8 protein-coding genes are annotated in these 14,134 nt (G+C 53.3%); 7 read left to right on the forward strand and 1 reads right to left on the reverse strand.

Annotation, left to right across the window (positions count from 1 at the left end; genetic code table 11):
* Positions 1-283 precede the first annotated feature (283 nt).
* The gene (locus HG15A2_RS20250) at positions 284-3,502 is read right to left on the reverse strand and encodes a sialate O-acetylesterase (protein ID WP_218932138.1); all 3,219 of its coding nucleotides are present in this window, start codon (positions 3,500-3,502) and stop codon (positions 284-286) included.
* A gap of 628 nt (positions 3,503-4,130) precedes the next feature.
* Between HG15A2_RS20250 and HG15A2_RS20255 the strand changes: the two genes are divergently transcribed.
* The 7 genes from HG15A2_RS20255 (at position 4,131) to HG15A2_RS20285 (ending at position 13,813) form a co-directional block, all read left to right on the forward strand.
* Positions 4,131-4,661: a sigma-70 family RNA polymerase sigma factor gene (locus HG15A2_RS20255; protein ID WP_145062736.1), complete on the forward strand. Its 531-nt coding sequence runs from the start codon at positions 4,131-4,133 to the stop codon at positions 4,659-4,661.
* Entirely contained in the window at positions 4,658-6,160 is a 1,503-nt protein-coding gene (locus HG15A2_RS20260; RefSeq protein WP_145062738.1) for a FecR domain-containing protein, read from the forward strand. The genes HG15A2_RS20255 and HG15A2_RS20260 overlap by 4 nt, the downstream gene beginning before the upstream one ends.
* Positions 6,161-6,449: 289 nt before the next feature.
* Entirely contained in the window at positions 6,450-8,816 is a 2,367-nt protein-coding gene (locus HG15A2_RS20265) for a PEP-CTERM sorting domain-containing protein (RefSeq protein ID WP_145062740.1), read from the forward strand.
* Positions 8,817-8,926: 110 nt separating this feature from the next.
* Positions 8,927-9,997: a DUF1559 domain-containing protein gene (locus tag HG15A2_RS20270; RefSeq protein WP_218932139.1), complete on the forward strand. Its 1,071-nt coding sequence runs from the start codon at positions 8,927-8,929 to the stop codon at positions 9,995-9,997.
* A gap of 7 nt (positions 9,998-10,004) precedes the next feature.
* Complete coding sequence (locus HG15A2_RS20275) at positions 10,005-10,469, forward strand: hypothetical protein (protein ID WP_145062745.1); 465 nt, start codon at positions 10,005-10,007, stop codon at positions 10,467-10,469.
* Between the two features lie 366 nt (positions 10,470-10,835).
* Entirely contained in the window at positions 10,836-12,251 is a 1,416-nt protein-coding gene (locus tag HG15A2_RS20280; protein WP_246117808.1) for an alkaline phosphatase D family protein, read from the forward strand.
* A complete protein-coding gene (locus tag HG15A2_RS20285; RefSeq protein ID WP_145062749.1) occupies positions 12,248-13,813 on the forward strand; it encodes a sulfatase in 1,566 nt (521 codons plus the stop codon). Before HG15A2_RS20280 ends, HG15A2_RS20285 begins: the two co-directional genes overlap by 4 nt.
* The last annotated feature ends 321 nt before the right edge of the window (positions 13,814-14,134 follow it).

Consider the following 14,134-nt stretch of genomic DNA (forward strand, 5'->3'; position numbering starts at 1 on the left):
CGTAATGGCACGAACGCACGAGGCAACGCGCTTCCCGCCACCAGATAAGGGCGGTAGAGCACGCTTTTGGACACGAGAACCTGTATTTTACTTGATCCTGCCTCCTAAAGCTCGTGAAATGGGGCTTTGATTCTCAAAATCACTCTCGTAGACGAAAACATGCGAAGAAATGCGGGCACACATACCGAATGCATTTCCCCATGTTCCTCCGCAGTGAGCTCCCACGCTTGCCGCACGCAGCTCCCTAGGAAAGCCCCGGTTTAGGCGGCCTTTCGTCGGTGAGTCATTCCTTTGAAGCCTGGACCTCAAACGCCCCTTTAAGCCGGATGTCTTGGGAAGAACTACCGACCAACACCGCAAAGTCGCCCGGTTCGACCACCCATTCCATGTTTCGGTCTAGCAGAGCCATGGCGCGACTCTCAATGGTGAACGAAACGTCCTTGGTTTCTCCCGGAGCTAGATGAATGCGCTCGAAGCCCCGCAGCACGGAGTCGTAGGTCGTGACACTGCTAAGCTCGTCACGTAGATAGAGCTGTACCACTTCGTCGCCGGCACGATCGCCTGCATTGGTGACGCGGCAGGTTACTTCGACAGACTCACCGGGTTGAATCTCTTCGGGAGTGATCTTCAGATCGCCATAAGTGAACTCCGTATAGCTAAGGCCGAATCCGAAGGGGTAGAGCTCTCCCAGGATGCGAGAGCTGCCTTTCCCATTCGGGTTGTGGCCGGTGCCCTGCCCCGACTGGCTGCCTGGTTTGAACGGGAAGTTGTAGGGGAGCTGCCCGACTGTACGTGGAAAAGTGACCGGAAGCTTTCCACCGGGGTTGTAGTCTCCAAACAGAACATCAGCCACGGCTCGTCCGCAGGCTTCGCCCGGGAACCATGCTTCGACAATTCCAGGGATGTTGCGGTCGATCCAGTTGATCGACAGGGCACGTCCGTTGACGAGCACCACGACGATCGGCTTCCCCGTCTTGTGGAGTGCTTGCACCAGTTCACGCTGGTAGCCAGTGAGATTCAGGTCAGTACGACTCTTGCTCTCGCCGATAGTGTCCTCAGATTCGCCGAGTACTGCGACAATAACATCCACGTCGCGAGCCAAGTTAACAGCCTCCTTAATTAACTTCGCATCATTGCCTGCGGGAGGCTCGTACAGTACTTCCGACTCTGGCCAACGGGAGTCGACGGTTTCAGCACCAGCCGCGTAGTGAACGACCGTGTCTGGAGAGACTGCCGATTGCACACCTTCCAGAATGCTTACCACTTCCCCACCGGTAGGACCGTATCGGCTAATGCTATGTTCAATCTCTTTCGCGTTAGGGCCGCATACCAGGATCGATTTGAGATCCTTCTTCAAGGGCAAGACCTGGTTCTCATTCTTCAGCAGAACGATCGACTCGCGAGCCGCGCGGATCGCTGTTTGACGATGAAGCGGCGAGTGGACAAGCCCGTCGCCTCCCTTCGGATTGGCGACATAAGGGTTGTCGAAAAGGCCCAATTCAAACTTTACGCGTAGGACGTCGCGGACACGGTCGTCAACGATGTCCATGGAGATTCCCTTCTCCTCGATCAGCTCGCGAAGCGGTAAGACGAACCCTTTCGGAGAGTTAAACTCGGTTCGGACGTTCCCGCCGCTCTCGAGAAACAAGCGAACCGCGTCCTTCGCAGAACTCGCAACGTGATGCTTACTATGCAAATACTTCACTGCGTCGCTATCGGAGACGACGTACCCGCGGAATCCCAACTGTTTCCTCAGGATGTCAATCATCATCTCACTGCTGCCTGAAACGGGGATGCCATCGTAATCGTTATAGGAACTCATGATGCCCAGAATGCGGGCATCGCGGATCACCTCAGCGAATGGTGCTAGGTAAATCTGCTGCATTTCGCGCGGAGCAACGTGAGGATCGGTGCGTGCCTTGCCGTCTCTTCCCCCTTTGGGCACGCTGTACACAGCAAAATGCTTGGCCGTGGATGCAACCCCTGAGTTTTGTAAGCCACGAGCCTGTTGCACTCCCAGAGCCCCAACCAGAAAAGGATCTTCGCCGTAACATTCCACAACGCGTCCCCACCGCGGATCGCGAGCGACATCCAAAATAGGTGAATAGATATTCGTGTAACCCAAAGACTTGGCTTCGGTACCTGTTATGCGTCCAATGTCGGCAGCCAGCTGCTTGTTCCAGGTAGCCCCGATACCGACCTGTGCCGGGAAGTTCGTGGCACGATGGTGGCACACTCCTCGGATGCCCTCGTTGGTGAATTCAACTGGGATTCCTAATCGTGTTTCTTCAAGAAACCAGCGCTGCACTTCGTTGATTGCGCGTGCATGCTTCGAAGGTGGCCAGAGATACTCGCTTTCCTTATCGCCTCGCCATCCTGCTATTCCGTTAATGTGTTCGTCGATATTCGCGAGGCCGTCTTTCCAGATACTTTCCTTCCACTTCGGCGTGGGGAGATCGTCTTTGACGACTCGCTTGTAGCCGTAGAGCGTCACTAACTGGCAGGTCTTTTCGTTGACGTTCATCTGAGACAGCAGGTCTTCTGTCCTGGCATCGATCGACGCTGTAGAGTCCTCGTAGGTGTCCCGTTTGCCGTTCTTGTTCAGATCGATCCACCCTTGGTGGTAGAGCGATGCCTCTCGCGGAGCGAGAACATCACCCTCGTTGGCGGAAGACTGCAGACTTTGCATTGCCGTGGCAAACCGGGTCCCGAAGGTTTTCAATGCTGCGGCATCGAAGTGCGAATAATCGCCAACGTGTCCGAGGTCGATAGCGCTCACGCATGCGGTGTTATCGACATGGGTCGGAATGCTCCGTTGCTGCTGGATGACGATGTCGCTGCGACTCTTCTTGCCAACGCGGAAATGCCCCAGTTCGCCCAGTACAAAAGGCAAGCCTGGGGAACCGAGATCGGCTCGCAAGTCGCCAATCAGTTTCGTGAGCCGCTTACGGTAAGTAAGCGCCTTCGACTCTCTGCAATCGCCCTCTCCTTGGTGCCAGAGAATGCCCTTGAGCGTCCCACGCTTCGCGGCAAGTTTAGCCCGAGCGATTGCCGACGCGTAAAGTTTCCCGCCTTGACTCCATTCTTTCAGCGAGGTTCCCCCCACGGCGCACGGGACTAGCCCGATTGATAACGTTTCATCCTGTGCTTGCATCTGCTCGGCAAACTCTATGCCCAGGCCATAACGGGCGATCTTGGGCTTGTCGAAATGGAGCGGATGCGATGCGGGCTTCCATTGGTCATTGGCATCCAGGGCATAGATTCCCCGCTTGGGATTTCTATCTTCTGGGGACATTTCTCCCCGTCCCGACATATTCGACTGACCAACTAGCAGGTAGACGTGAAATTGTTCCTGGGAGATGTCCTCCGGCAGACCGCTATGTTGGTCCTCCTGGGCAAAGCCAGCTGAGCAAGCCATCACGAAGAGCACCCACACGACTGTGGCCAGCGAGGTAGTCCGGGCGCTACGGCCTTCATAGACTGGAAGTATTGGAAATCTCACTGATTTACCTCTTGGGAGAGAAGTCTCTCACATTTTGAATAATCGGATTGATGGGATCGCCAACTCGCGTCGAGACGCACACAGGCGAGCAAGTGAACGAATGAGATTGGGCGATACCTTGGTTGATTGGAGGCAAGCCCAAGCAGCAGTGTACGCGATCGTGCTGCGACGCAAGTATCAGGACGTCGATTCTCTGGTCATTTCTTACCCAGAGCCCCCAATTGACAAAGGGCCAAACACGCCAGAATTGGACAACCACGCTGAAATCCACTGCATCAGCGCCGCTCAAGATACGCCAGGCTTGCGGGTAGCTCGTGCTTTGACAACTCTTAGAATGGTCCTCAAGCTCGCAGGACGACTGACCATGAAACAACTTCTGTCAGCTTGCGCCCAAGTCACCAGGAATGACAAAGCCCTAGGGGCAGTTTGATATTCAACGTTTCCGAATCGCCTGCTCCTCTTTTGCCAAAAAGAAATCAATATATCCGTCCAAACCAGCGCCTGCTCGCCCTTTCTACCTAGCGAGGGGGGCCAGCCGGCGTGGCAATTGGCTCTGTTGGCTTTTGCCATGCCTCTACCATGCGGGATTAGAACTGGTAGCGATCTGACACAGCAGATATGAAGAATCATGACATTAGCTGAAACGCAAGGTGCATTTGCGCGACTGATCGCTCGGCACGAGCGAGATGTACAGAGCTACATTTTCGCGTCGGTCTCACGATGGGCTGACGCCGACGACATTTGGCAAGAGACAATCGTCCGACTGTGGGAAGAGTTCGATAAGTATGAAATGGGCACCAACTTTTCAGCCTGGGCAATTCGGGTAGCCTACTACGAGATTCTGACTTGGCGAAAACGTCAGAGTCGAAGCCACTTGGTCTTTGACCAAGCGTTGGTTGATGTGATAGCAAGCGAACAGCAGCAATTCTATTCCGAAGAATCCCGTTCCCGACTGCTCGCCCTGGAGCAGTGTCTCGAATCGCTTGACACGGAGAAAAGAGAGGTCTTGAGTTGGTTTTATTCGCGCGCGATGCGGGTCGAGCAAATCGCATCCGTTCGTAGTTCGACTTCAGATGCGATCTATAAAGTACTCCAGAGGACCCGTCAATCGTTGCGATTGTGTATACAAAAGCGGCTCGACGGAAAGGCACACACATGATCCGTAGCGATAGAGAGATATTGGATCTGATCCACGAACTGGTTACCGACCAGATCGAGGAGGGTGCGCGAGGAACCGATCCCCAGTCGCTCCAAAAGCTCGTCTCTAGCGACGACCGCATACGACGCCTCTATCTGCAATACATGCAAGAGTCTTTTCATATTCGATCAAGACTCATAGCGGATTCCGCATACTTCAGTGATTCGACGATTGCGAATCTTACCAACGTCAATCTTCCCGGGCCAACCAGCGGGACGTTACGGCACCAAAGTCCCAGGCGATCGAATCTGATGTGGTTTGCAGCCGTTTCGGCTGTGGTACTGGTGTCTGGTTTTGCTTGGCTTGCTCCCGATTCCAGCAAGCAACGAGGCGGCCAACAAGAAGGCAGCCAACTCACCTCCACGACAGACAATCGTCCAAGCCAAATCGAACTACCCGAAGGGGCGGTTGCCACATTGGTGAGAAGCAACGGAGCAGTTCGGGGTGATTCGGGCGATATGCTAGCTGATTTAAGCCGCTTGGAGATTGGACAAGAGATACGTATCGATCGAGGTAGTGCGGAGTTAGTATTTGATTCTGGGGTCGAGGCTTTGCTGCTGGCACCAGCCCAGCTTAAAGTCTTGGGTACCGATCGAGTTTCGAGCGAGTACGGTCGGTTCTCTGCTCGCGTCGGCAGTACTGGGGTCGGTTTTGTTATCGAAACTCCAATGGCACGTGTCACAGACCTCGGCACTGAATTTGGAGTTTCGATCGCTGAGTCCGGTCAAACGGAAATTGCCGTTTTTGAAGGCGAGGTTGATCTGGAATTCGGCTCTACTAGCGACCGCCAACAAGTTGATAGTTCCGACACAAGAGAACGCTTGCTTCAAGGAGAAGCCGTTCGTATTGACAGCAGCGGCGCGAGAACACGCGTCGTTTCCATCGACGACAGGCACCTTCCCAGTGTTCGGCAGCTACCCCCCGTGTTTCAAAGACTCCCCGCAATTGGGGCGGTTCGCGACAACACAGACAAGCAGAATCCGTCGAACCGAAAATTCTACCGAATCGTTCACAGCGGGTTCCGCGAAGACTGCCAAGCGTTTGTTGATCGTCCTCATCAATGGAATGGTCTCTTAGCTGAAGGACTCCCACGCGAATTGATCGGCGCTGACTATGTCATGCCTTTCAATGACGACAAATTTGATAGCGACCTGGAGGTGGAGATTTCGGTAACTCGATCTGCTTCGATCTATGTGTTTTTTAGCGATAACGTGAGCGTGCCGCCTTGGTTGCGCAGAGATTTCGAGGATACCGGAATAGATATCGGCCTCGATGAAGGACGTAATCGGTTCCGCCCCGACTTGATCTCAGGAGTAGGCCCAGGGGAGAGTATCGACACGGTGTTTTCCGTTTGGAAGCAGGAGGTACCAATTCCCCGGACCGTTATTCTGGGGTCCGTAAAGAAGCCCGCATCAAAGAATGGCTACAATATGTACGGGGTCGCAGTCGCTGGGCACTAGGAAGGTGCTCAATCATGTCAGCTTCTCTGGCCCCCAAAGAGAACAAGTTAGGTTGCTGATAATCGCCCAGATAGACTTTATGCTGTTTTACAGGGTGAATTACTGTCCAAAGGTTGGATTTATCGCCCTTTCAAGTACTCGGAGGGCTGGTTTTCTTGCGGGAAGCTGCCTGGAGTTGCTGCAACCCGCTTGATTCCGTTGGAAGATTGAGTCCTCATAACACGTTATTCGATTAAGGGTTTTTCTGCTCTACCGCTTATCTTGCTCGCTATTCAGGGAGATTGGTTTCATGGCATTTCGAAGAAAACAAGCTTCAATTCTTACGTTTCTAGTGCTGGTTGGCTGCGTAATTGGCTCTGCAACGTACGCCGCCGAGAAGAGTGTCGGTACGTTGGTCGTCGACACCTACATTTCTGACGATGGCGATGATCCGGAAGAAGAACCAGACGACGTGCAAGGGGCGAGGACCAATATCACCATTCGTGGCGGAAGCGATGGTGCTAACAGCCTCAACGCCAAAGCATTCCTGACGTTCGATCTCACCGAAGCGATCGATCCAACGCTGCCTTACTTTTTGGAAGTCACCACCGACGTGGATGGAAGTTCGGGCGACACGTTCGGCGTCTATTCAATCACCGATCCAGATCTGCGAGCGATCATTGATGAGACAACTTTGACATGGAATGTGGCAGCTGCAAGTGCTCCGGGCGCCGTTGAGTCTTTCCGCGATTTGGATGCTGTTGGTAACGAAGTGGCTCAATTTCTTGCACCAGGTACAACCAATACTCCCATTCTGTCGTCATTCTTCGGTTCCGACATTCAGTCCTTTGGGCCTGGGCTGGGTTCTGCTGTCTTTGGGATTGTGGGTGGCGGTAACCAACAGATTGACATCAAGTCAAAGGAACTTGCCGCGGGAGTTGGAGCCGCTCGACTGTTCTCGTTCGATAACATCGACTCGAATGGATCAGGAGGTGGCCCGATCAATGCGACTGCCACGTGGGTCAACAATGCGGTACCTGTAGCGGGCAATACCTATCGGGTGGTCTCCGGCGACATTGTCGAAGCGGATGGGGCAGGTACTTTCCAGGGGAATGCCATGATTGTAGCCGACGGGGGTACGCTTGATTTCACCGCCGATGGTTTTGATCAAGATGTCCTTTACGTTAATGCGGGTGCCAACTTGACTCAAAACTCGTCTGGCGACTTTGCCTTAGGGGACATCAATGCCCTGGGAACCTTAATTCTCGATGGAACTGCGACAATGAATCCTAGTGCAGGTTCCGACATCTTTATCGACATGGTCATGTCTGGCACGGGCAACATGGTCGTCAATAGCAATGGGACCGGTTCCGACTTATTCCTCTCAGCAGCAACCGCTCACACGGGCACGATCACGTTTGCTGGCTCTGGCGACGAGGTCCTCTACACCGAACCTAATTCTGGGATTGGGGGGCGTCTGGAAATGAATTCCACCGGTGCCAATCGTCTAGTCTTTAATGGTGACGGTGCTGGCGGGGGAACAACAGCTTTCAATCAAGCTGGCAGCATTGACCATCGCAGCACGGTTGATCGCCTCAACGGCACATCGACTATCGAGGCGAATGCACCTGTGGCCATCGACCTTACCAAGACATTTGTTGGGAACGAACGCAGGCTCTTCATTAATGACACGATAACTGGGTCGGCAGACATTACCGTCAATGGCACGGCGACTGACCCTACTTCAGGGAGCACGACTCTGAATGAGCTTGAGGTAAACAATACGGACCAGGGTAGTGATATCGAAGTTGGCACTTACTCGGGCACTATGACCACTAACGATTTCGTCAATGTCGAAATTCGCAGGGAGTTTCCCGCCGCAGCTTTCGTTGTCAACTCGGGGGGTGTTCTGGAAATGGGCAGTCGAAATATCAACACGCAACATACCCTGCGAATGGGAGAGATCACGGTCAACGCGGGAGGCGCATTGATAGTTGGTCATGAAGTCGACGACCAGCATGTTCCTCTGGAATTGCACGTTGCTAGCGACAGTGGACAATCGGGTGACTTGACTCTCGCAAGTACCTCGACACTTACCATGCAAGTCTCAGGGACCGGCGCCAACGACTTCGACAAGATTCTTGTGGATGGTACGGCCAATTTGGATGGAACCTTGCAAATCTTAGTCAATCCTGCCGTTCCTTCTCAAACCGATACGATTACTGCGGGCCCTTACGTGCCCACCTTGGGAGATACCTTCGACATCATTCGCGCTTCCACAGGACAGTTGGCGAATTTCGATGGTCTGAACGGCGTCGATGGCGATGATCTTGCAGTTTGGAACACTTCTTATGGCGTCGACGACGGGGCAGACGCCGATGGAGACGGCAATTCCGACGGAGTTGACTTCCTCACTTGGCAAACCGAGTTTGGCGCAGCTGCAGGCGGCGGTGGAACGCTCATTGACAATTCCTTGGTGCTGAGCGTCATTGATGCCGGTGGGGCGTTCACGGGTACGGGGCTGGAGTTTCAGTTGAATGTCAGCTCTTCCTTGATCCAACTCGAAGTCGTTTCCGCGGGAGCTGTATCTGCAGTACCCGAGCCTACCACTAGCCTGATGCTTCTGTGTGCGGCTTTTGGATTCGCAGGCACCCGACGCGGTCGATTGCCAGCTTAGTTGCACGATAGACTTGGCAAGACAAGGCACGGTCCGCGAGAGGGCAGGTCGCGGACCGTGTCAGCTTTCAACGAAAAACATTTAATTAGCCCATGACTAGGAGCGACAAGATGGATCCTCGCAGGCGGATAGCTCGAATCCGGAAGACATGCTGGAAAGTTGACCAGCCGGCAGCTTCTCGATGTGAGCAATGGAAATCTGGCTTCACTTTAGTAGAGCTGCTGGTTGTCATCGCCATTATCGGCGTTCTCGTGGGCCTCTTATTGCCAGCGGTTCAGGCGGCTCGCGAAGCGGCCCGACGCAATCAATGCCTGAACCAACATCGGCAAATCAGCATCGGTGCTATGAACTACGAGAGTGCTTTTGGGCACTTCCCCCCCTCGACCGATTCGCTAGATCCGAATGCCGGTACAACCCTGAAACATGAATACTCCTGGACGGTCTTCTTGCTCCCTTATGTAGAGCAACAGGTGCTATGGGATACCATTGACAAGTCCCAAAATTGGTCGGACCCCATTAATGAAATCCCCACCAAGTCCACTCTCTCACTCGTCCGCTGTCCTAGCCGAGGAGTTACGGAAGAGGTCAATCTCAACGGGCCGGGAGGTACCTCTGGCGGATTTGGGATCGTGCAAGGGTCGGAGTTAAGGTCTCACATCATGGCGGTCTTGGGGGCCAACACGGAATTTGATGCTACGATTCCTAACTTTTGCACCGACGAATCTTCTCCGTACACGATGGCGAAAGAGGAACAGGGATCTTCGCGAGGGACACCCCCCTGTATCACCGGAAACTTCGGGCCCATTGCCAATAGTGGAGTCATCTACCGGTACAGCAGAACCACTATTGGCCAGATTGAGGACGGCACCAGCAACACTTTTCTGGTAGGCGAGTCTGCCTTCGGCGATCCGGAGGCCGACGTAACGCGCCCTTGGATCTGTGGTTCCACGAACGGCAAGTGGATGTATGCTGGCAAGAACGTTGCCTACACCATCAATAGCGGCGACAAACCAGGACCTTTACGAAACAATGTCGGTTTTGGCTCCGAACATCCCGGAGGGTGTCACTTTGCGATGAGCGATGGCTCGGCGACCTACTTCTCTGAGAATGTCGAATTGAGGGTCCTCTACAACTTGGCCAGTCGCAATGATGGGCAAATTATCGATTATGGTTCGCTATAAGGCATTCATGTTGAGAAAGCTCATTCGCGATTCCCGCCCCTTGCGATTGCTGGCAGCTTGCCTGTTTGCTGTGGCACTGGCTGGTTGTGACTCGCCTTCCTACGAACAGGATACGGCCCCTGTCTCGGGTCGAGTCACCCTGGACGGGGAACCGCTAACGCAGGGCATTGTGTATCTCTTGCCTAGTAAGGGTCGGTCGGCCAAAGGATTGATCAAGCAAGACGGTTCCTTTGTGCTCAAAACCTATAGCGAAGGTGATGGAGCGCAAGTCGGCACGCATCCCGCCACGGTAGCTGCTTTGCCGGGGGACGATATGGATTCGGCTACCAAGAAACCGAGCGTCACCGTGCCACGACGATATTCGCGGCCTGCCACATCAGGCCTGACTGTGGAAGTAAAACCTGGGGAGAACAATGAAGTCGAGTTCGCCCTCACGAGTAAGGCGAACGGAGATACGAGGCGGGCAAGGTGAGTTGCCTTGGCTGCCGAGGAGGTATCGAGTCGCCCGGTTTTGCATGAGTCTTCTGCAAGGTTGTCTCACACATTCAGTTCAACTCTATTTTTGCTTTCTCCAGAGTTTGCTTCCTCGGCGAACGTGTTAGTACTGCGAATGCGGTAGTGCTCGCACTACTCCAGAGATCTCACACTAAGCAGAAGCAACACGTGCATTCTACTTTCAAGCCAACAACCCTAATCGGAACACTCTCTGGAACTTTGATCGCTCAAGCTCGTCGAGGGTTCTGCTCACGATCCTATTTCTCATTCCAATCGTGAAGACAAGAGATTGCGTACAATAATGAAAATACTGGGCTCGCTTTCGTTGGTTCTTTTTCTTCTATTGCCAAACGCACATTCAGAGACTGAACAGCATGCGTATCAAGCAACGGGACTGAAGATAGGGGAAGTCACCCCTGACTCAGCAATCGTTTGGACTCGGCTCACAAAGCGTCCTGAGCGCAACCCGAGCGATGGCCCCCAAGTCGAAATCAAATACGTTGGCAACAAGAACGACAAGGCGCGTCGAAAAGGAACGGTTGAAGCGGTAGTCTTTCCTTCCGGCACTTCTGTGGGGGACTTGCGAGAGTCCGTTCCCGGTGTAGGCGGTGATACCAGGGTCCGTTACCGACCTCAAGGTCAACTAGAATGGATTTCGTCGCCGTGGGACGCCGTGAATTCCGAACGCGACTACTCGCGACAGATACTCTTGAAAGGGCTGCAGCCACGAACTAAATACGAGTTGCAAGTGGAGGGACGTGGCTCAGGACAAACTGAGCCAACTTCGCAACTGAGCGGCAGCTTCCGCACCGCCCCATCACCTGAGGAAAGTGCCCGAGTTGTCTTTACCGTTTCAACGGGCCAAGGAGACAACGACCAAGATCGCCCCGACGGGTTTCAGATCTACCCATCCATGCTTCGACTGAAGCCGGACTTTTTCGTCCATACGGGGGACATTCTCTACTACGATCGACTCGCCAAGACGCTACCGCTGGCACGTTACCACTGGCAACGAATGTTCAGCTGGCCGACGAACTTGGATTTCCATCGTCAGGTTCCCAGCTACTTTGAGAAGGACGATCACGACACTTGGGTGGACGACTGCTGGCCGACGATGAAGTCAAACTATATGCACGAATTCACATTTGCACAGGGACAAGCGGTTTTTCTTGAGCAAGTTCCCATGGGCGCGCGAACCTATCGGACTTTCCGCTGGGGGAGCGACTTACAGATCTGGCTGGTTGAAGGCCGTGACTTTCGCAGCTCGAACAATGCACCGGACAGCCCTCGGAAAACCATTTGGGGCGAGCAGCAGAAGAAGTGGTTTAAGCGCACTTTTCAGGAATCCGACGCAACCTTTCGAGTCCTCATTAGTCCGACGCCTTTGGTGGGCCCCGACCGATCAAAAAAGAACGACAACCATGCTAACGCTGGTTTCCAAACCGAGGGGCAAGAACTAAGAGATTTTCTCGGCTCGCAAGAGAATGCGATCGTCGTTTGTGGCGACAGGCATTGGCAATACATGTCCGTTGATCCCAAAACCGATGTCCGCGAGTATTGCTGCGGCCCCGCTTCAGACAAACATGCCGGTGGCTGGAGCCAGGATGACTATGTGGAAGACTATCATCGCTTCCTGCGAGTCAAAGGAGGCTTTCTTTCAGTAACCGTACAGCGAATCAAGTCGAAACCTACGCTCATTGCAAAATTTCATGATGTCGATGGCACTGTTCACCACACCGATACAAGAGTAGCCAAATGAGAATCCCCAAGACTGCCTGGGCTAGCTTGGCAATCCTCTTTTGCGGACTCGTACCGAATCTTGCGTCCGCTCAACAGGAAACACCACAACCTAAGAGCAAGCAGCCAAACGTCTTGTTCATCATGGTTGATGACTTGAACGACTGGACAGGCGCATTGAAAGGTAACTTGCAAGCGAAAACGCCCAACTTGGACAAACTCTTCCAAAGCGGGACCACTTTCACAAACGCTCATTGCTCGGCACCCGTTTGCAATACTTCCAGACACTCACTGCTTACAGGGCTGCATCCCGTGAACACCGGCTGGTATGGAACTACTGGCTTAAAGGGTATCAGAGATTCTTACGACCAAGTCCTCGCTGGCCGACTTCCGATGCCCACGTTGTTCAAGAACAATGGCTACACGACTTTGGCGGCAGGCAAGATATTTCACAAAGGGGTGCAAGATTTCACCTACCCCTATTGGGATGTCACCCGTAGAGCCAATTACGGATTTCGAAAGAACGCCGCCAGCAAAGGGAAGTTTGGCCCCGCTGCCCAGGACGGCGGCGCCTTCAAGCTGAAATACGGAAAAGCTGTCAAAGGAGATTCGCTCAACTGGGAAGCGCTTGAGCAAGGACGTATTCCTCCTAAGGGAATGCCCGACGAACAAATTGCTCAATGGGCGGTAGAGCAATTGGAGCAGGATTTCGAGAAGCCTTTTTTTATGGCTGTCGGCTTTTTGAGACCACACGTTCCCTATACGGCCCCGAAGCGATTCTTCGAGCAGTACCCATTGAATTCGATTCAAGTGCCCGAAGTTCCGGATGACGATTTTTCCGACATTCCCTTGTATGGAAAAGCGATGGCCTATGGCACCTTGCCGAACGGCGATCACAAGGAAGTGCTAGATTTGAGTCCGACTTATTGGAAAGAGCTTGTGCGCGCCTACTTAGCATGCACCACTTTTGTAGACCATGAAATCGGTAGAGTCATCGATGCACTTGAAAAAAGCCCCTATGCTGACAATACCATCATCGTCTTGTGCTCCGACCACGGCCAGCACTTGGGTGAGAAGAAGCATTGGCGAAAACAATGCCTGTGGGAAGAAGCGACTCAAGTGGTACTGTTCTTTTCCTACCCAGAGCTGAAAGCCAGGAATCAAACAAACGATTGTCCGGTAAGCCTGATCGATATCTATCCAACTCTATCTGCGCTGTGTGATCTCCCCGAACAAGCGCTGGATGGCGTGAATATCAAAGAACTGATCGATGACCCAGAGGCAGAGCGAGGGAGACCTGTATTGACCAATCGGTACTACAAGAATCACGCTGTCCGTAGTCAAGACTGGCGTTTCATTCGATATCGAGATGGATCGGAAGAACTCTATGACCATCGGACTGACCCTGAGGAACACAATAATTTGGCAAGCCAGTCAGGATACGAAGAAATCCTAGAAGGGCATCGCAAATGGCTGCCCGAGACTGATGCACTTCCGCCAGGGAAATCCAGTTTTTCCAAAGACTCCTACGATCTGCGAGTTGAGAGTTTTCAGCGGAATGGAGTTCCTGCCTGGCTTCAGTAACGTGCGCTGACGTAGCATATAGTTAAGAGAACCTATCCAACCGGTCAGTTCGCAAGCCAACTCTTTGCCTTCCCGTACTGAAAGCAATGCAAGCCACCAAATCTGAGAATCGCCCTGCCGGCTCTGGAACAAACGTTATGAGGTCTCGTTGCGGATAGGGCGCTCCCGATACTTCATGAGCCCTTATTTGTGTTGAAATTCTCGACTCGAAGTGGTCCTCCGAATCCTGTGACGTACAATCCAGGGCAGTATACGTCCATCTCAACGCACTGATGCTTCGAAAATCAGCAGTAGCCTAACGCATCGTCAGACTACCAAACG

This window comes from Adhaeretor mobilis (assembly GCF_007741515.1).
Taxonomy (GTDB): Bacteria; Planctomycetota; Planctomycetia; order Pirellulales; family Lacipirellulaceae; genus Adhaeretor; species Adhaeretor mobilis.